Origin of the sequence: Paraburkholderia sp. BCC1884, from assembly GCF_900996225.1 — a bacterium.
Taxonomy (GTDB): domain Bacteria; phylum Pseudomonadota; class Gammaproteobacteria; order Burkholderiales; family Burkholderiaceae; genus Paraburkholderia.
In genome coordinates this window covers 136612-155525 of record NZ_CAAJGL010000055.1, presented here as the reverse complement: position 1 = coordinate 155525, position 18914 = coordinate 136612, and the positions used below count along the sequence as shown (strand labels likewise).

The 18914-nt window shown below is 63.4% G+C and carries 19 protein-coding genes and 1 pseudogene; 10 read left to right on the top strand and 10 right to left on the bottom strand.

What is annotated here, in order from left to right:
• From FQ705_RS04560 to FQ705_RS04550, 3 genes and pseudogenes are all read left to right on the top strand, one after another.
• Positions 1-414 (top strand): annotated as a pseudogene (locus tag FQ705_RS04560) (threonine ammonia-lyase, biosynthetic); the annotation flags it as partial.
• Positions 415-658: 244 nt separating this feature from the next.
• Positions 659-1837, top strand: coding sequence for a 4-hydroxybenzoate 3-monooxygenase (locus FQ705_RS04555; protein WP_144138217.1), 1179 nt, complete (start codon positions 659-661; stop codon positions 1835-1837).
• Between the two features lie 234 nt (positions 1838-2071).
• Positions 2072-2320 carry a hypothetical protein gene (locus tag FQ705_RS04550; RefSeq protein WP_144138216.1) on the top strand — a complete coding sequence of 83 codons (249 nt, stop codon included), beginning with the start codon at positions 2072-2074 and terminating at the stop codon, positions 2318-2320.
• A 111-nt stretch (positions 2321-2431) separates the two neighbouring features.
• Here FQ705_RS04550 and FQ705_RS04545 read toward each other — a convergent pair whose 3' ends face one another.
• From FQ705_RS04545 to kduI, 5 genes are all read right to left on the bottom strand, one after another.
• Positions 2432-2680 (bottom strand): hypothetical protein, encoded by a 249-nt coding sequence (locus tag FQ705_RS04545; protein ID WP_144138215.1) that lies wholly within the window; start codon positions 2678-2680, stop codon positions 2432-2434.
• 81 nt (positions 2681-2761) lie between these two features.
• Complete coding sequence (locus FQ705_RS04540; RefSeq protein WP_144138214.1) at positions 2762-3148, bottom strand: hypothetical protein; 387 nt, start codon at positions 3146-3148, stop codon at positions 2762-2764.
• 553 nt (positions 3149-3701) lie between these two features.
• Entirely contained in the window at positions 3702-4592 is an 891-nt protein-coding gene (gene kdgR / locus FQ705_RS04535; protein ID WP_144138213.1) for a DNA-binding transcriptional regulator KdgR, read from the bottom strand.
• Positions 4593-4667: 75 nt separating this feature from the next.
• Positions 4668-5438 (bottom strand): 2-dehydro-3-deoxy-D-gluconate 5-dehydrogenase KduD, encoded by a 771-nt coding sequence (gene kduD, locus FQ705_RS04530; protein WP_144138212.1) that lies wholly within the window; start codon positions 5436-5438, stop codon positions 4668-4670.
• A 43-nt stretch (positions 5439-5481) separates the two neighbouring features.
• Positions 5482-6318, bottom strand: a complete 837-nt coding sequence (kduI, locus tag FQ705_RS04525; RefSeq protein ID WP_144138211.1) for a 5-dehydro-4-deoxy-D-glucuronate isomerase — start codon at positions 6316-6318, stop codon at positions 5482-5484.
• A gap of 313 nt (positions 6319-6631) precedes the next feature.
• Between kduI and kdgT the strand changes: the two genes are divergently transcribed.
• A complete protein-coding gene (gene kdgT, locus FQ705_RS04520; protein ID WP_144138210.1) occupies positions 6632-7648 on the top strand; it encodes a 2-keto-3-deoxygluconate transporter in 1017 nt (338 codons plus the stop codon).
• 73 nt (positions 7649-7721) lie between these two features.
• Here kdgT and FQ705_RS04515 read toward each other — a convergent pair whose 3' ends face one another.
• On the bottom strand, positions 7722-8321 hold the full coding sequence (locus tag FQ705_RS04515) for a GNAT family N-acetyltransferase (protein WP_144138209.1): 600 nt from the start codon (positions 8319-8321) through the stop codon (positions 7722-7724).
• A 96-nt stretch (positions 8322-8417) separates the two neighbouring features.
• Positions 8418-9863: an NAD-dependent succinate-semialdehyde dehydrogenase gene (locus FQ705_RS04510; RefSeq protein WP_144138208.1), complete on the bottom strand. Its 1446-nt coding sequence runs from the start codon at positions 9861-9863 to the stop codon at positions 8418-8420.
• A 371-nt stretch (positions 9864-10234) separates the two neighbouring features.
• Here FQ705_RS04510 and FQ705_RS04505 point away from each other — a divergent pair, with 371 nt between their 5' ends.
• From FQ705_RS04505 to FQ705_RS04495, 3 genes are all read left to right on the top strand, one after another.
• Positions 10235-10438 carry a cold-shock protein gene (locus tag FQ705_RS04505; RefSeq protein ID WP_007181784.1) on the top strand — a complete coding sequence of 68 codons (204 nt, stop codon included), beginning with the start codon at positions 10235-10237 and terminating at the stop codon, positions 10436-10438.
• A 295-nt stretch (positions 10439-10733) separates the two neighbouring features.
• Entirely contained in the window at positions 10734-11297 is a 564-nt protein-coding gene (locus tag FQ705_RS04500) for an isochorismatase family protein (protein ID WP_144138207.1), read from the top strand.
• A 189-nt stretch (positions 11298-11486) separates the two neighbouring features.
• The gene (locus tag FQ705_RS04495; protein ID WP_144138206.1) at positions 11487-12128 is read left to right on the top strand and encodes an arylsulfatase; all 642 of its coding nucleotides are present in this window, start codon (positions 11487-11489) and stop codon (positions 12126-12128) included.
• Here FQ705_RS04495 and FQ705_RS04490 read toward each other — a convergent pair whose 3' ends face one another.
• From FQ705_RS04490 to FQ705_RS04480, 3 genes are read right to left on the bottom strand one after another with little or no spacing between them, the layout of a single operon-like run.
• Positions 12129-12896, bottom strand: coding sequence for an ABC transporter ATP-binding protein (locus tag FQ705_RS04490; RefSeq protein WP_144138230.1), 768 nt, complete (start codon positions 12894-12896; stop codon positions 12129-12131).
• A 14-nt stretch (positions 12897-12910) separates the two neighbouring features.
• Positions 12911-13774, bottom strand: coding sequence for an ABC transporter permease (locus FQ705_RS04485; RefSeq protein WP_144138205.1), 864 nt, complete (start codon positions 13772-13774; stop codon positions 12911-12913).
• Positions 13775-13833: 59 nt separating this feature from the next.
• The gene (locus FQ705_RS04480; RefSeq protein ID WP_144138204.1) at positions 13834-14865 is read right to left on the bottom strand and encodes an aliphatic sulfonate ABC transporter substrate-binding protein; all 1032 of its coding nucleotides are present in this window, start codon (positions 14863-14865) and stop codon (positions 13834-13836) included.
• A gap of 298 nt (positions 14866-15163) precedes the next feature.
• Between FQ705_RS04480 and hpnJ the strand changes: the two genes are divergently transcribed.
• From hpnJ to FQ705_RS04465, 3 genes are all read left to right on the top strand, one after another.
• Positions 15164-16585: a hopanoid biosynthesis associated radical SAM protein HpnJ gene (hpnJ, locus tag FQ705_RS04475; RefSeq protein WP_144138203.1), complete on the top strand. Its 1422-nt coding sequence runs from the start codon at positions 15164-15166 to the stop codon at positions 16583-16585.
• Complete coding sequence (gene hpnI, locus FQ705_RS04470) at positions 16582-17748, top strand: bacteriohopanetetrol glucosamine biosynthesis glycosyltransferase HpnI (RefSeq protein WP_144138202.1); 1167 nt, start codon at positions 16582-16584, stop codon at positions 17746-17748. Before hpnJ ends, hpnI begins: the two co-directional genes overlap by 4 nt.
• A gap of 94 nt (positions 17749-17842) precedes the next feature.
• On the top strand, positions 17843-18892 hold the full coding sequence (locus tag FQ705_RS04465) for a lysylphosphatidylglycerol synthase domain-containing protein (protein ID WP_144138201.1): 1050 nt from the start codon (positions 17843-17845) through the stop codon (positions 18890-18892).
• The last annotated feature ends 22 nt before the right edge of the window (positions 18893-18914 follow it).

Here is an 18914-nt window from a genome sequence, read left to right as displayed (position 1 = left end):
GCCCATATCTTCGTGGGCGTGCAGATCCGCAATCGCAGCGAGTCGGCGCAGATTGCCGGCGCGTTCGAAGCCCACGGTTTCGCGACCGTCGACCTGACTTTCGACGAACTCTCCAAGCAGCACATCCGCTACATGGTCGGTGGCCGTTCGCCGCTCGCGCATGACGAGCGGCTGTTCCGCTTCGAGTTTCCCGAACGACCGGGCGCGCTGATGAAATTCCTGTCGTCGATGGCACCGAACTGGAATATCAGCCTGTTCCATTACCGCAACCAGGGCGCGGACTACAGTTCGATCCTCGTCGGCATCCAGGTGCCGGAGACCGAAAACGCGACGTTCGACCAGTTCCTCACCACGCTCGGTTATCCGCACTGGGAAGAGACGCATAACCCGGTGTACCGGCTGTTTCTCGCGTAGCACGATCGGTCGGGGTTTACCTTGATCTCACGCAAGATCGCGTGAAGGAGAGGCCGCCGCACAACGGAGCCACGAGCCCCGTCTGGACGGCGTTACAGACCGAATGCGTCGATCAGTCGCGCACGCGCCGCGCGACTTCTATCTCAAAAGTAGATACAACCTATCCGCCATATCGCGTTGCGCGATATCTTGCCGGGTCGTCAAACTGATTGCATATCAACACACTGCATTCAGGAGACACCCCATGCGCACTCAAGTCGGCATCATCGGTGCAGGGCCCGCAGGCCTGCTGCTTTCCCATCTCCTTCATTTGCGCGGCATCGACTCCGTCGTGCTCGAATCGCGCACTCGCGAACAGATCGAATCCACCATTCGCGCCGGCGTGCTCGAGCAGGGCACGATGGACCTGCTGACTGAAGCGGGTGTCGGCGCGCGCATGAAGGCCGAGGGCGCGCTGCATCACGGCTTCGAGCTGGCGTTTGAAGGTAAGCGCCGTCGTATCGATCTCACCGGTCTCACGGGGCATTCGATCACGGTCTATGCGCAGCACGAAGTCATCAAGGATCTCGTCGCGGCGCGCGTGGCCGCGAACGGCGCGCTGCATTTCGGCGTGACTGACACGTCGATCCACGGCATCGAGACCGATCAGCCTTCGATTCGCTATCGCCACGACGGCAAGTCGTACGAACTGCAGTGCGACTTCGTGATCGGCTGCGACGGTTCGCAAGGCGTGTCGCGCGCATCGATTCCGCAGGCGCTGCGTAAAGACTTTGAACGCGTCTATCCGTTCGGATGGTTCGGCATTCTTTGCGAAGGACCGCAGTCATCGGACGAATTGATCTATGCGCGTCATGAGCGCGGCTTCGCGCTGATCAGCACGCGCTCGCCGAACGTGCAACGCATGTACTTCCAATGCGATCCGAAGGAGTCGGTCGAGAACTGGTCCGACGATAGAATCTGGGCCGAACTGCATGCCCGTGTCGATTCGCACGACGGTCAGCAGATCGTCGACGGCAAGATCTTTCAGAAGAACATCGTCGGCATGCGCAGTTTCGTTTCGGCGACGATGCAGCACGGCCGGCTGTTTCTCGCGGGCGATGCAGCGCATATCGTGCCGCCCACCGGCGCGAAGGGTTTGAATCTGGCGGTCGCCGACGTGCGTGTGCTGACCCAGGCATTGAACGCGTTCTACGCCGAAAATCGTAGGGATCTGCTCGACGGTTATAGCGAAACGGCGCTCAAGCGCATCTGGCGCGCCGAACATTTTTCATACTGGATGACGAGCATGATGCATCGCATTGAAGGCGCCACGCCGTTCGAACAGCAGTTGCAGGTCGCCGAACTCGACTACGTGACCACGTCACGCGCGGCCGCCACGGCGATGGCAGAGAACTACGTCGGCGTGGCTGCGGCGCACGGTTGATCAGGAACGCTGACTGCACAATGCTGGCAGAGAACGATTAGCGGATCGCCGCGATGGCAGCCCGGTGACTGCTGCGCCGCCGCAAAATTACGTCAAGGGATTGTCGTCCAACAAACAACAGTGAATTCAGGATTAGTGGATTTATCCCGGCCTCGGGGACACCTACACTGTATTCATCGCTGCAACGAAAGCGTTACACGCAGTGCGGAAAAGACAATCTCTGGAGGTGGTTTCATGAAGTCGCTCTTTCAAGCTGTTGCTATTGCAGTCGTTCTCAGCGCGCCTGTCGTGTCGTTCGCGCAATCGTCCAATGAGCCGGTGAGCCAGGGCGCGCAGTCCGCGCAAACTCAGGCTTCAGGCCAGCAAAATGGCGCTCAGGCCAATAACAGCGGTTACGGTTCGGCCACTCACGGTTCGTGGCAATCGGGTCGCGGTAGTGAGACAACGTTCAGCTCGTATTCGCCGCCGGTTTATAACCGTTGATCTGCGGTTAGCCGATTACTTAAAGACATCTGACGCGCGGTAAATCGATGGCCATCGTGGTCCGGTTTACCGCGCGTAGTTATTTCTACGCCGACAACATCGGTTAGTTGGCTAGCCGGCACGCAACAACGTGAGCTCGTTACGCAGCAGCGCGAGCAGATCATCGTCAGTCGGGCGCGTGCCCCAATGGCGCGCACCGGCCACCGAGGCAATCGCCATCCACGAATGCGGTGGAAACCATTCGCGCAACAGTGTGCCGTCCTGACGCAAACACAATTGCCCTGTCTGTTCGCTATATTCGGCGCAGATGACCGTGCCATCGACATGCGCCGTCACTCGCCGTGGATCGCTGTTTAGCAAATCGTCACTCCTTGCAAGGCTGTGGCGCAAAGGGTCGTGTGGGACGGCCGCACCTGCGATGCCGTCGTGCCTGCCGCGTCGTCAGTGATCGCCGTAGCCGTGATCATCGCCATGACCGTGCCCACCGTTGTCGGGGCCATGCCAGTCGCCGTGCGGACCACGTGCATCGTGCCATTCGCGTTGATCGTGATGACGTGCTTCCCAGTCGCGTCGTTCCCAATAACGGTGGCCGTCGTAATAACGGTCGCCGTACCAGCCCGGATTCACGACCACGACAGCCGGCGCATAAACCGGCGGCGGAGGAGGCGGCGGTTCAGGAGCGGCATACACCGGTTCCGGTGCATACACGACGCCCGGAACGCCGATGTTCACACCGACGTCGACATGCGCCAGCGCCACCGACGATGCGGCGATGCCCAGACCCGCAACGAGTGCCATCGACATTAAGCGGTTTCTTGTTGAGTTCATGTTGTGTGCTCTTATTCTTCGATCGAGTGTGGATGCGAGCGTCGCAAGCTACGCTTAGTAGTGGTCGTGATAGTGGTCGTGGTAGCCGCCACCCGGCACGACGATGCAGCCGCCCAAGGTGCTGCCAAGCGTGATGGCAAGAATGATCAAGGCGAGAATTCGTTTCATGTCGTGGCTCCTGTTTCCGTGTTGAAGCGAACTCTACTGAGCGGCGGCATTACCGGTGTGTTTGTGTGTAACAGGACGTGTCGCGACGGGCACGCGACGAGTCGACGTGCCGAACCCGGAGCACGCGGCCGCCAATACTGAAAAGTGAGTGTGCAGAGAAGGATGCGCGGCGCCCAAGCCGTTGAGCGCGCAATGAAAAGAGCGATAACGCAGGACCTCGCGCCGCGTGAGGCGCAGCCGATAGGGTCCGTGTGAACCCATGCGCCGGGCGCGGCGGCGTTTGCCGCTTTAGCTATGCTTCACGGATACATTCAGTTGCAGACTAAGGACAATGCCAGGAATTCGTTACGTCGCATGCGTGTTTCGCGCAACGCGTGACGCCGCTTTATTCCTGCACCGCCGCCGCGTGCTCCGGCGCACTCGCTTCGCGATAGCCGAGCCGCGCCGAGATCGCGAGTCCCGCCTGGCGGAGCAACGCGACGTAGTGCGACTTCGTATCGGCACCGCAGCGCATTGTCGGAAAAGAAATCGACAAGCCCGCGATCACGCGGCCGAAGCGGTCGAACACCGGCACCGCGAGACAGCGCAGACCTTCTTCCTGTTCCTCGTCGTCTTCGCCATAGCCCTGCTCGCGCACGCGCGGCAGGATGCTCAGCACGGCCTCGGCGGAGCCGAGCGTCTTTTGCGTCGACCTGCGAAACTCGACATGCGAGAGCACCTCGCGCACGTCGGCCGGCTCCATCCACGCCAGCAGAACCTTGCCGATTGCCGTGCTATGCAATGGATTGCGCCGGCCGATGCGCGACTGCATGCGCAGCCCGTAGTCGGCGTCGATCTTGTGGATATAGATGATGGCGTCTTCGTCGAATGCGCCGAGGTGAACCGCTTCGCGCGTCACCGCGCCGATGTGGCGCATTTCAATGTCGGCTTCGCGGACCAGATCCACACTCTCCAGCGCCTTCGCGCCGAGTTCGAACAGGCGGATCGTCAGCCGATAGCGCTCGGTCTCGACTTCCTGCGTCACGTAGCCGAGCGCCTTCAACGTCTGAATCACACGATGCACCGTGGTCTTCGACATGGCGAGACGTTGCGACAGTTCGCTGATGCCAATCTGTCCGCTCTCGCCGATCGCGCCGAGAATCGCGAAGACGCGGCCGATCGACGACGCCGATTCGCCGCGCTCGTGGCCCGCGCCGGGCATGCCGCAATCGACGCTGTCCGCGTCCTGCAACGGTGTGCCGGTGTCGTCCTTGCGCTGCTTGCCTGTTGCTGCCATGTCCGTGATTTCCTGTCGATGCCGACTTCGATTTCGAGCGCCCGGAGCATACCGCGTCTCGCGCCGTTTGCCGAGCTAGCGCGCGAGCCAGCCGCCGTCTACTGCCAGTGTATGCCCATGCACGTAGTCCGAAGCGGAAGACGCAAGGAACACGACCGGTCCCGCGAGATCGTCCGGCGTGCCCCAACGGGCTGCGGGAATCCGCCCGAGTATGGCTTCGTTGCGTTGCGCGTCGTCGCGTAATGCCGCCGTGTTCGCGGTCGCCATGTAGCCCGGCGCAATCGCGTTCACGTTGATGCCTTGCGCGGCCCATTCGTTGGCAAGCAAACGCGTGAGCCCGAGCACGCCGCTCTTCGACGCCGTGTACGACGCGACGCGTATGCCGCCCTGAAACGACAGCATCGACGCGATGTTGATGATCTTGCCGCCGCTTTGCTGCTCGACGAATCGACGTGCCACCGCTTGCGAGAGAAAGAACAGGCTTTTCAGATTGACGTCCATGACGGCGTCCCAGTCGTCTTGCGTGAAATCGAGTGCACTCTCGCGGCGAATGATGCCGGCGTTGTTCACCAGCACGTCCACATGGCCGAATGCTTCGACTGCCGCGCCCACGATGTCGTCGACCGGCGCGACGCTGGCCAGATCCGCGCGTACGTCTGCGAAACGACGGCCGGTTGCCGCCACGCGCGCGGGTGTGTCGCCGGCGTCGGCGCGACTCACGCCGACGATATCGCAACCGGCCGCGGCGAGCGCGCAAGCCATGGCCGCACCGAGGCCTGCATTGCTGCCGGTGACGATGGCGACCTTGCCGCTGAGATCGAAGGGATTCACGATGGTGTGGCCCATGACGTACACGACTGGTTCTCGAAGAAATCGATCATGGCCGCGCTCAACGCAGGTCGCTTACCGCGATGTGATCCATGTCGCCAAACACCTGGTTTTCGCCGACCATGCCCCAGATGAACGTGTACGCCTGCGTGCCGACGCCCGAGTGAATCGACCAGCTCGGCGAGATCACGGCCTGCTCGTTATGCACGAGGATGTGCCGCGTTTCGTGCGGCTCGCCCATCATGTGAAAGACGGCGGCGCCGTCAGCCACGTTGAAGTAGAAATACACCTCCATGCGACGCTCGTGCGTATGGCAAGGCATCGTATTCCAGAGGTTGCCCGGCTCGAGTTGGGTCATGCCCATCGAGAGTTGGCAGGTAGGCAGCACTTCGGGGACGATGAACTTGTAGATGGTGCGCCGGTTGCTCGTTGCCGGATCGCCGAGCGTCTGCGGCGCGGCCTGGGCAAGCGAGATCGTGCGGGTGGGGTGCGACTCGTGCGCAGGAGCGCAGTTCAGATAGAACTTCGCGGGATGGGCGGCGTCTTCGCTGCCGAATGCGATGGCCTGTGCGCCTTTGCCGATATAGATCGCCTCTTCGTTGCGCACCGTATAGCGGGTGCCGTCCACGTCGACCCAGCCGTCGCCGCCGATGTTGATCGCGCCGAGTTCGCGCCGCTCCAGCAGATAGCTCACACCGATCGATTTGCCGAGCGAGCCGGGCACTTCGACCGCGCGCGTCACCGGCCACACACCGCCGACGATGATGCGATCGATGTGGCTATAGGTGAGCTTGAGCGCATCGCGCGCGAATACCTGGTCGACCAGAAACTCCTTGCGCAGTCCCGCGGTGTCGAGCGTGCGCGCGTAGTCGCTGTTGATGGCCTGTCTCACTTCCATGCTGGTTCTCCGGTCGATTTTTGAGCGCTTCGTCACTTTTTACGCGAGGCTAAGGCGCCGTTCCGGCCTCGACTGTAGCTCAGAAAACCTGTTCCGGAACGATGGTCCGAAAATATTGCAATGCGTTATCAAGGCCGGCAAGGCTTTCAAAAGACGCACGGGTAAACGATGAGCAGAAATTCAAACGTAAACGGAACAGCGTTCCTGACGTGATGCTATATTGCGCCAAAAGGGAGCAGCCCGGCGTCAGAAACGGGACATCACCGCGGGTGACCCACCCGGGACAACTGGACGCAAAGTCCATGGAGGAGGCATGAAGCTCAAGAAGGCCCTCGACCGCATTCCTGGCGGACTGATGCTGGTGCCGTTGCTGCTCGGCGCCTGTGTCCATACTTTTGCGCCGGGCGCGGGCAAATACTTTGGGTCGTTTACCAACGGTTTGATCACCGGCACCGTGCCGATTCTGGCGGTGTGGTTCTTCTGCATGGGCGCTACTATCGATCTGCGGGCGACCGGCACGGTGCTGCGCAAGTCGGGCACGCTGCTGGTGACCAAGATGATCGTAGCGTGGATCATGACGCTGATCGCCGCGCGCTTCATTCCCATCGACGGCGTCAAGGCGGGACTCTTTGCCGGTCTCTCGGTGCTCGCGATCACCACGTCGATGGACATGACCAACGGTGGTCTCTACGCAGCGGTCATGCAGCAATACGGGACCAAGGAAGAGGCGGGCGCGTTCGTGCTGATGTCGGTCGAATCGGGGCCGCTCATCAGCATGCTGATTCTCGGCGCGACGGGCGTGGCGTTTTTCGAACCGCGGTTGTTCGTCGGTGCGGTGTTGCCGTTTTTGATCGGCTTTACGCTCGGCAATCTGGATAGCGATCTGCGCGAGTTGTTCGGGCGCTGCGTGCATCCGCTGATTCCGTTCTTCGGCTTCGCGCTGGGCAACGGCATCGATCTGAACGTGATCGTGACGAGCGGCTTACCCGGCATCGCGCTGGGTCTCGGGGTGATCGTCGTGACGGGTATTCCGCTGATCCTCGCGGACCGCTGGATTGCGGGCGGCAATGGAGCGGCGGGGCTGGCGGCGTCGTCGACGGCGGGCGCCGCGGTGGCGAATCCGGCGATTATCGGCGAGATGATTCCGCGCTTCAAACCGTTGGTGCCGGCGGCAACCGCGATGGTCGCAACCGCCTGCTTGGTGACCGCGATTCTGGTGCCGATTCTCACGGCGCTGTGGGTGCGCCGGCATCACGCGCGGGATGCGTTGCTCGAGGAGTTCGAGGCGGTGAAGGTGCCGCCGTTGAATGAGCGGGACGTGCACGTTTGAACGGGCAGAATGCGTCGCGCGGCATGGTCCGCGCGCGCTTCCCGGCAATGGAGAAGCAGGAAGCGACAGCGGCCTAATTCGCCAGCCTCTCCTCCAGCATCGCCTTCACCGCCGCCCATTCATCGTCGATGATGCTAAAGCGCGCCGAGTTGCGCTTGCGTCCATCCGGCATGATGCGTTCGTGCCGCACGATGCCTTCCAGCTTCGCACCGATGCGCAAGATCGCGGCGCGCGATTTCTCGTTGGACTCGTCCGTGGTGAGTTGCACGCGCACGCATTGCAGCGATTCGAACGCGTAACGCAACAGCAGATACTTCGCCTCGGTATTCACCCCCGAGCGCTGCACCGATCGACTCAACCACGTGTGGCCGATTTCGAGCTTGCGATTGACCCGGTCGATTTTCCAGAACCGCGTGCTGCCGACAATCTTGCCCGTATCGCGCCTGACGATCACGAACGGCATCACGGTCCCGGTGTCCCGGCTCTCGAGCGCGGTGGCGATGAAGTTGCCCATGGTGTCCGGTCCCGGCACCACGGTCACGGTCATGTTCCACAACTGGCCGTCGGCGGCGGCGTCGATCAGAGCTTGCCGGTGCTCCGGTTGAAGCGGCTGAAGTTCGACGGTTTTACCAGTCAGCGTGGGTTGCATGGATCGAAGAGAGATGTCGTTCATGACAATAAAAAAGGTCCGCGAGCAAGCGCTCGCGGACCCTGCACACTAAACCAGAGTCACAGCACGGGGCAAGCGCCCCGTGACCGTGTACCGGCCTTAAGCCGCCGTCACCGACACCGACTTGGTGACCAGATACGCTTCCATCGCTTCCGGGCCGCCTTCCGATCCGTAGCCCGAATCCTTCACGCCGCCGAACGGCATTTCCGGCCACGGCGTAGCGGGCTGGTTGATCCACAGCATGCCGACTTCCATCTGCTGCGACAGCAGATGCACGTTGCTGAACGACTTCGTGTAGGCATAGCCCGCGAGGCCGAACGGCAGACGGTTGGCTTCGGCAATCGCTTCTTCGAGTTTGTCGAAGCCACGAATCGCGGCGATCGGGCCGAACGGTTCGTTGTTGAACACGTCGGCTTCGAGCGACACGTTGGTCAGCACGGTCGGCGCGAAGAAGTTGCCTTCCGAGCCCACCCGTTCGCCACCCGTTGCAATCGTCGCGCCGGTCTTGCGAGCGTCGTCGAGCACCTTGCTCATCGCGCCCAGACGGCGCGCGTTGGCGAGCGGCCCGAGCGTGGTGCCTTCGGTCAGGCCGTCGCCCAGTTTGAGGCTTTCAGCATGCTTGACCAGCGCCGCAACGAATTCTTCGCGGATGCTGTTGTGCACGAGGAAGCGCGTCGGCGAAATGCACACCTGGCCCGCATTGCGGAATTTCGCAGCGCCGGCTGCCTTGACGGCCAGCGCCACGTCCGCGTCTTCCGCGACGATCACCGGCGCGTGACCGCCCAGTTCCATCGTGGCGCGCTTCATGTGCGCGCCGGCCAGCGCCGCCAGCTGTTTGCCGACCGGCGTCGAGCCGGTGAACGTGACCTTGCGGATCACCGGATGCGGAATCAGGTAGCTGGAAATCTCGGCCGGATCGCCGAACACCAGCCCGACGGTGCCCGCCGGCACGCCGGCTTCGACGAACGCCTGCAGCAGGGCTGCCGGCGATGCCGGAGTTTCTTCCGGCGCCTTGACGAGGAACGAGCAGCCGCAGGCCAGCGCCGCGCTCAGCTTGCGCACGACCTGATTGACCGGGAAATTCCACGGCGTGAACGCCGCGACCGGACCGATCGGCTCCTTGAGCACCAGTTGCTGGACCGACAGGTTACGTGGCGGCACGACCCGGCCGTAGACGCGGCGGCCTTCGTCGGCGAACCACTCGATGATGTCCGCGGCCGACAGCACTTCGACGCGCGCCTCGGCGAACGGCTTGCCCTGTTCCTGGACCATCAGGCGGGCGATGTCCGAAGCCCGCTCGCGCACCAGTGCGGCGGCTTTGCGCATGGTCGTGGCGCGCTCGTTGGCCGGCACCTTGCGCCAGGCTTCGAAGCCACGTTGCGCGGCGGCGAGCGCCCGATCCAGGTCGGCAATGCCGGCATGCGCCACTTTGCCGATGGCCTGGCCGGTGGCCGGGTTGAGGACGTCGAGGGTCTTGCCGCTGGCGGCGTCGCACCACTCGCCGTTGATCAGAAGTCGGGTATCGGTATAGCTCGAGGTGGCCATGCTGGGTTCCTGTGTGTGGGAAAACGACAGGCCGCGCGCCCTTAAAACGACAAAAGCTGGCGCTGCGCGGCCAAGGATGGACTGCCGAATCCAAATATCTTATCTGATTGCGCACAATCGCATCGGCCGCTTGCCCGTTCGGCGCACAAGGCATGCGGCTTGCGGCACGCCTGCCGCGGTGCCGGAAAGTCGATGCAGCGGCGTCGCGCAAAGAGGCGTAGAGTCTGACAGCAGTGGCAAGAACCGGCGTCGGCCGGCGGTCGGGCACGGGTGCGCAGCAGCATCGACGCAGCGCGAAACACCGTGCCACGGCGGCGGGCCGAGGCGGGCAGCCGCAGCCCAATCAACCCAGATGCATACGAGGAATCGACATGCCAACCGGTACAGTGAAGTGGTTCAACGACGCAAAAGGCTTTGGCTTCATCACCCCCGATGACGGCGGTGAAGACCTGTTCGCCCATTTCTCGGAGATTCGTTCCGAGGGTTTCAAGTCCTTGCAGGAAAACCAGAAGGTCAGCTTTGAAATCAAGCAGGGACCGAAAGGTAAGCAGGCGGCGGATATCAAGCCGGTGTGATGAAAGAGGTGGCCGGCCCACGCGTGACAGCGTGCGGCCGGTTTTTTTTGCCCGGCGAAAGTCGTGTCGCGCGGGCGCCGCCGGCGCGTCCGGGCTTGAGCGGGACGTCATTGTCGGTTGGCCGCGGCGGGTCGCTCAGTCAGTCCGAATGCGAATCGCTGCGTGTACGTTGCGGCGTGTCCGAGCGGGCGGCAGTTCATCTGCGATGCTGCATTGAGCGCGGCGTCGTCGAGTGAGTTACGGCAAAGCTCGCTAAGTCGCTAAGATAGCCGCGTCGCCCTGAAACCCGCTCCCTATGACTACGCTTACCGATCGCCCGCATACCGCGCTTGTCGTCATCGACCTTCAGAACGGCGTCGTCGCGAACGCCTGTCGACGCGCCGAAGTACTTCAAAACGTTGCTTCGCTCGTCGAACGGGCGCGCGGCGCGCAGGTGCCGGTTGTCTGGGTTCGCCATTGGGACGAAGAACTGGAAACCGGCAGCAAAGCCTGGCAGATCGTCGACGAACTCTCGCCGGCAGCCGACGAATCGATCGTCGAAAAGAACTACCGCGATGCGTTCGAAGACACCGACCTCGAAGCGGTACTGGCGAGGCTCGGCGTAGGCAAGCTCATCGTGACCGGCGCGCAAACGGACATGTGCATCCGCTCGACGCTGCACGGCGCGATCGCTCGCGGCTATGACGCGACCCTGGTCAGCGACGCGCACACCACGGAAGACATGAGCGCAAGCGGCGCGCCGTCACCGGAAGGCGTGATCGCGCACACGAATCTCTACTGGAGCAATCAGCGGGCGCCGGGACGCTTTGGCGGGATTGTCACGAGCGACGACGTCGTTCGGTCGTTCGGGCAAAGCTGAAGTCGATAGCGGGCCATGCTGGTCGGCGGCTCGCCTTGGTGCTGAGTGTCCCGCCGATCGCAGCGACCGGCCACGCGGCAGGTATCGAACATACCGGTACGCGCAGTTGCCTTGTTAAGCAGTCGAGAGCTTGAAACAATGCCGGCGAGTTGATGACAGCCTCGATTGATCTAACCAGGGTGACGGGACATGCGCATAGCGCTTTTACACACGATCGAAGGCAATCAGCAGATATTCGACGACGCGGCCAGCAGTCTGGGGCTGCCAGTTGAAAATCTGCACCACGAAGTGCGATCGGATCTGCGCGAAGCCGTCCAGCGTGCGGGAACGTTGCCGGCCGACATCATGGCGCAGACGAAACAGCGCCTTCTGACGCTGGCCGCCGGGTCCGATGCCGTCATCCTGACTTGCGCCACACTTGGCGCCGCTGCCGACGCGATCGAAAGTGCGCCCGTGCCGATCGTGCGCGCCGACGCCGCGTTGGCCGCTGCGGCAGGCAAGGCAGGCAATCTGGGCGGCAAGATCGTGGTGTTGTGTGCGGTCGAGTCCGCCGTCGAGCCGAACCGGCGTTTGTTCGCGCAGCACGTAAGCGATGCGGCGACGTCGGTGGAGGTCGTTCACATTGCGCCGGCCTGGACGCTGTTCAGCAATCGCGAATTCGAAGCGTGCTTCGCCGCAATCGCGGCTTCGGCGGATGCGGCGTATGAAGCGGGCGCTACCGTCGTTGCATTCGCGCATCCGTGGATGGCGCCGGCGGTGCGCCTCGCCCGCAAGGGGCAGCCGCTCGATAGCGCCACGGTGGCGTTGCGAAAGGCGATGCAGCCGGTCTGATCAATCCGCCGCGTTCGACGTCGCACCGATCCGTTCGAGCAATTCATCTCGCGCCGCCGCGAGCGCGTTGTCATGTCGCGCGGACCGCTCACGCGGATGCGGCGCCGTCACGACAATATCGCGCACCAGTTGTCCCGCGCCATGCTGCGCCGACGGGTTGAGCAGCAACACGCGATCGGACAGATAGAGCGCTTCATCCAGATCGTGCGTGACGATCAGCGCGGCGGTGCCGTGTGCACGCGTCAGCGACAACAGCAGGTCTTGCAGACGCCGGCGCGTCATCGCGTCGACGGCGCTGAACGGCTCGTCGAGCAGCAGCAGATCGGGTTGGGGAAAGAGTCCGCGGGCAAGCGCAACGCGTTGCGCCATGCCGCCCGACAGTTGCCGGGGCAGCGTCGCGCCCGCGCCGGCCAGACCGACTTCCGCGAGCAGATGCGTCACGCGGGGATCGCGTCCCTGGCGCGGGCCTGCCGCGAACGCAATGTTATCGGCGACGCTCAGCCACGGCAGCAGACGCGGTTCCTGAAAGATCACGCCGAGCCGCGCCGAGGGACCTCGTTGCGCGACGCCGTCGAGCAGCAGGTCGCCTTCGAAGTCCCGGTCGAGTCCCGCCAGCACGCGCAAAAGCGTGCTCTTGCCGCAGCCGCTCGGCCCGACCAGACTGACGATCTCGCCACGCGCAATCGCAAAGGACACCCGTTCGAGCACCAGTTGGGTCTCGTAGCGCTTACTGACGGCGTGTACTTCGAGCAACGGTTTGCGGGCCATGGAAAGGGATGGGTTCAACGCACACTCCGCGAGGCCGCTCGTTCGTCAGCCGTATCGCGCCACGACAGCACGCGAGCTTCGATCAGTTTGAGGACGCTGTCGCTCAGCTTGCCGAGCAGCGCCAGCAGCAGAATCGCGCCGAACACGAGGTCGGGACGACCGGTTTCGCGCCCGTCGCTTAGCAGATAGCCCAGGCCGCGCGTGGCCGCGATCAGTTCGGCCGCCACCATGAACATCCAGGCGAGGCTCAGACCGGTGCGCAAACCGGTGAAGATCTGCGGTAGTGAGGCCGGCAGCAGAATGCGGGTGAACATGGCGCGTGGGCTCAAACGGTTGACTTCGCCGAGTTCGACCAGCTTGCGGTCGACGCCGCGAATGCCGGCCACCACGCTCAGTTGCACTGGAAAAAACGCGCCGATGGCGACGAGCGTGATTTTCGGCGCTTCGTCGATCCCCATCCAGAGCAGCAGGATTGGCACCCAGGCGAGCGACGGAATTGCGCGCAAGGCCTGGAAGGCCGGGTCGAGCAGGGCGTCGAGCCGGCGGCTCAACCCCATGGCCGCGCCGAGCAGCAGCGCAAGCGCCGAGCCGATGCCGAAGCCTGCCAGCACCCGCAGGGTGCTCACGCCGATATGCCGACCGAGGCGCTCGCCGCCCAATTGCCACAAGGTTTCCGCGATCGAACTCGGCGCCGGCACCAGATGCTCGGCCAGCACGCCTGCACGCACCAGCCATTCGATGAGCGCGAGAAAAGCCAGCGGCAGGATCAGTCCGGCAATGCGCCAACGCCTGAGTGGATCGCGCGCGCGTGCCGCTGCGCGCGGTGCGTTGGCAGTGTGCGGCAGATGCTGTAGCGCGAAAGATTCGTCGGTGGCCATCGGTGTCGGTCGAGCGGGAAATGAGGCAGGGAACTTGCAGGAATCGACGGGTAAAGGCCTTATTTGCCGTTTGCCGCGATGACGGGTTGCGCAACAGTCGAATCGATCAACGCGTCGATCACCTTGTTGAGGTCCGTGCCCGGCCTGACCAGTTGTTCCTGGACCAGGATCGGCGCGGCGGCCTTGAGCGCGGTGAGTTGCTGCGTGCCGGGCTGCGGCTGGCTGAAGTCGTTGCGGCTCAACTGCAGTTTCGCGACCGGCAGCGACAGCTTCGATTCTTCGGCGACGATCTGCGCGGTCTCGTCCGGATGCGCGGCGATCCACCGGCGGGCTTTTTCATAGACCGTCAGCACCTGCGCGAGCGTCTCGGGATGATCGCGGATGAAGTCCTCGCGGGCGTCGAGCAGGCCCCAGGTGTTGAAGTCGACGTTGCGATACAGCAGCTTCGCGCCATCGTCGATCTGCGCAGCCGCCATGTGCGGATCGAGTCCGGCCCACGCGTCGACCTGACCGTTGGCGAGCGCGGTGCGGCCGTCCGGATGCTGCAGGTTGACGATCTCCACGTCCTCACGCGAGAGCCCGGCCGTATGCAGCGCGCGCAGCGTGAAGAGGAACGGGTCGGTGCCCTTGGTCGCAGCGATCTTCTTGCCCTTCAGGTCGGCGAGCGTTCTGATCGGCGAATCCTTGCGCACCACCAGCGCGGTCCATTCCGGACGCGAGAACACATACACCGCGCGGATCGGGTTGCCGTTGGCTTTGGCGAGCACGGCGGCAAGGCCCGCGGTCGAACCGATGTCGATCGCGCCGCTATTGAGGTATTCGAGCGCGCGATTGCTGCCCAGACTCAGCACCCACTTCACGGTGGTGTGCTGTGGCGCGAGCGCCTGTTCGAGCCAGCCGTTGCGCTTGATGACAAGGCTCTCCGGCGAGTAGTAGGCGTAGTCGAGTTTCAGTTCGGCGGGCGGTGCGGCGCTTGCGCTGCCCGGCGCCAGCAGGCTGAAGGCGGCCGTTGCCGCCGTCAGCCATGCGGCCAGCCGGCCGATTGAAACCGGAGAAAACGAATGACGTGTCGCGCCCCGCGTGGTGCTCATCGAATGGTCCTGTGATGTCGTGTCGTTGTGGCCGTCCAATGTAGAGAAAGCACGCGCGAAACCGAACCAAGAAAAACTCACAATCAAAGCAGATTCGGCGCTATGGCGGCGCGGACGGCCGCCGCGGGTGTGCGCCGCGCGGCGATTTTCTCTTAAGGTTTCCTTCAGCTTTGCTTCGTACTATCTGCGCGTCGGCTTGCAGCCAGTGCGGGCAATCGTTCCGATCGCTTTCGATCGCTTCCCTAATAGTCTCCCGATAGAAAACCGAAAGCGCCGTTCAGGGCTTGCCGGAGCACCCATGAAAACTCTGTTCTTGCAGGCGCCGTCGTACGACGGTTTCGATGGTGGCGCGGGCTCGCGCTATCAGGCCAAACGTGAAGTCCGCTCGTTCTGGTATCCGACGTGGCTCGCGCAGCCGGCCGCGCTCGTGCCCGACAGCCGCGTGCTGGACGCCCCGGCCGACGGGCTCTGCGTCGAGGCGTCGCTCGACATCGCCCAGCACTACGAGCTGGTGGTCATCCACACCAGCACACCGTCTTTTCCCACCGACGCCCTGTTCGCCGAAGACCTGAAAAAGCGCAAGCCGTCGATCCTCATCGGCATGGTCGGCGCGAAGGTCGCGGTCGATCCGCACAACTCGCTCACCGCGAGCGAAGCGATCGACTTCGTGTGCCGCGAAGAATTCGATTTCACCTGCCAGGAAGTGGCCGAAGGCAAGCCGTTCGCGCAGATCCTCGGGCTCAGCTATCGCAACCGTGACGGCTCGATCGAGCACAACGCCGCGCGTCCGATCCTCGAAGACATGGACGAGTTGCCATTCGTCGCGCCGATCTACCAACGCGATCTGACCATCGACAACTACTTCATCGGCTATCTGAAGCACCCGTATGTATCGATTTACACGGGCCGCGGCTGCCGCTCGAAGTGCACCTTCTGCCTGTGGCCGCAAACGGTGGGCGGCCATCGCTACCGCACGCGCTCGACGAAAAACGTGCTGGCCGAAGTGAAATGGATTCGCGACAACATGCCCGAAGTCAAGGAGATCATGTTCGACGACGACACCTTCACGGACTTCAAACCGCGCGTCGAAGAAATCGCGCGCGGGCTGGGCGAGCTGGGCGTGACATGGTCCTGCAACGCGAAGGCCAACGTGCCGTACGCGACGCTCAAAATCATGAAGGAAAACGGCCTGCGCCTCCTGCTGGTGGGCTACGAATCCGGCGACGACCAGATTCTCCTGAACATCAAGAAGGGCTTGCGTACCGACATCGCGCGCCGTTTCAGCGACGACTGCCGCAAGCTCGGCATCAAGATTCACGGCACCTTCATTCTCGGTCTGCCCGGCGAAACGCAGGACACGATCCAGAAAACGATCCAGTATGCCAAGGAGATCAATCCTCATACGATCCAGGTGTCGCTCGCCGCGCCATATCCGGGCACCACGCTCTACAACCAGGCCGTTGAAAACGGCTGGCTCGAAGAGAACAAGGTGATCAACCTGGTCAGCAAGGAAGGCGTGCAACTCGCGGCCATCGGCTATCCGCACCTCTCGCGCGACGAGATCTATCACCAGCTCGAAAACTTCTATAAGCGCTTCTATTTCCGGCCGTCGAAAATCTGGGAAATCCTGCGCGAAATGCTGACGAGTTGGGACATGCTGAAACGGCGCTTGCGTGAAGGCGTCGAGTTTTTCCGCTTCCTGCGCGCACACGAGGCGTGAGCGCCGCGCACCTGCTCGTGCTCACGCTGACTTGCGCGTGCGCGGCGTGCGCGGCTTTCGGCATCGGCTACACGGTGCTCGCCGCGCTGCTGATCGGGCGTTTTTTTGCACGGCCGGTAGCGACGCCGAGCAGCTTTCCGCCGGTTACGATCGTCAAGCCGCTGCATGGCAATGAGTGGGCGCTGCTCGCCAATCTGGCGAGCTTTTGCGAGCAGGACTATCCGGGACCGGTGCAGTTCCTGTTCGGCGTGCACGACGGCGCCGACCCGGCGTTGCAAACCGTCGACGATTTGCGCCGGCTGTATCCGCACGCGGACATCACGGTGGTCGCCGATTCCCGGCTCTATGGCCCAAACCGCAAGATCAGCAATATCCTCAACATGCTGCCCCAGGCGCGTCACGACCTGCTCGTGTTCGCCGATAGCGACGTGAGCGTCGGCCCCGAGTACCTGTGCAACGTGGTCGGCGAACTGCAGCAACCCGGCGTCGGACTCGTGACCTGCGTGTATCGAGGTCAGCCCGATCCGGGTTTCTGGCCGCGTCTGTCGGCCAAGGCGACCAACTATCAGTTTTTGCCCGGCGTGGTGACCGGCCTCGCGTTAGGTCTGGCGCGTCCGTGCTTCGGCCAGACGATTGCGATGCGGCGCGATACGCTCGAAACAATCGGCGGCCTCGCGCCGTTCGTGCGACATCTCGCGGAAGACCACGCAATCGGCGAGGCGGTGCGCTCGATCGGCGAGAAAGTCGTGGTGCCGCCATTCACGGTCGCGCATGCCTGCGTCGAAACGAGCGCGGCCCAGTTGATCGCTCACGAATTGCGCTGGAGCCGTACGATTCGCAGCGTCCATCCGCTCGGCCATCTCGGCACGGCGCTGGTTCATCCGTTCGCCTTCGCCTTGCTCACCCTGGCGTTGTCCGGCGGGGCGGTCTGGGCGTGCTCGCTCGTGCTCATGGCCGTGCTCACGCGGTTCGCGTTGAAACTGCTGTCGGATCGGGCACTGTGCCAGGCGCGTCGCGATCTGTGGCTGTTGCCGTTATGGGATATCGTGGCGTTTGCGATCTTCGTCGCGAGTTTCTGCTCGTCGCGAGTGATCTGGCGAGGCTTCAGCTTCAAGGTGGACGGCGACGGGCTGCTGTCGGCGGCGCCGGACAATGACGGATAAACAGGTGGGCCGAGGCGGGCATGGTACGCGGGCGTGGCGAAGAACCGGATCACAGCGCAGCGTTGAAGCTCACGCGCAAACGCGGGGCCGCGCCATGAAGCACCTCGGGCGCCTCGCCGCGCTGACCGGTTTGCTGGTCTCCCTCTGGCTCGTCTGGCACGACAATCCCATCGCCGTGCTCGGCGCGCTGCGCGCGGCCGGCGCAGGGCTGCTGCTGGCCGCGCTCGCTCACGTTCTGCCGATGATCGCCAACGCCTGTGACTGGCGCTCGCTGATCCGCGGCCCGCGGCGGCCAGGATTCTGGCGGATGATGCAGCTCGTCTGGGTGCGCGAATCGGTCAACAGCATGTTGCCGGTGGCGCGCGTCGGCGGCGAGGTGGTGGGCTTTCGCATGCTGCGGCGCTGGGGTGTGCGACCGGCGATGGCGGTGGGCAGCATCATCGTCGATATGCAGCTCACGGTGATCAGCCAGTTGCTGTTCACGATGGTCGGCATCGGTTTTCTGTTCGCGCACGCGCACTCCGACACCTTACGTCTGGCCGGTCAGCTGGCATGGGGCGTGGTCGTCATGACGCCGGCGCTCGTGCTGTTCGCGCTGGTGCAACATGCCAGCCCGTTCGAGCGCATCACGCGCATCCTCAATCGCATGACGAGCGGCAAGCTCGCGGCGCTGGTCGGGCAATCCGCCCAGATCGACAAGACCATCAGGCTGATCTGGCGGCGGCGTGCCGTGGTGCTGCGATACCTGTTCTTCTGGCAGCCGTTGCAGTGCTTCCTGACGTCGCTCGAAATCTGGCTCGCGCTGTACTTTCTGGGCGCACCCGTCACGCTCGTCGAAGCGGTGGTGATCGAGTCGTTGATCCAGGCGATCAGCAGCGCCGCGTTTTTCGTGCCGGGCGGTCTGGGCGTGCAGGAGGGCGGGTTTATTCTGATCGGCGGGGCGTTGGGGCTCGACCCCTCACTGTGTCTTGCGCTCGCTGGGGCGCGTCGCATTCGCGATCTGCTGATCTTCGTGCCGGGATTGATTGCGTGGCAGTTCTCGGAGTCGTCAAAGCGGGAGATCGAGCCACAGCAGAAGCCGCAACCGGTTGCTCGCGCGCCGCTGTCCGGGCAGGGCGCGGCGGGCGAAATCAACCGGCGTTGAGCGGCCGCCAGGTGACCGCTAA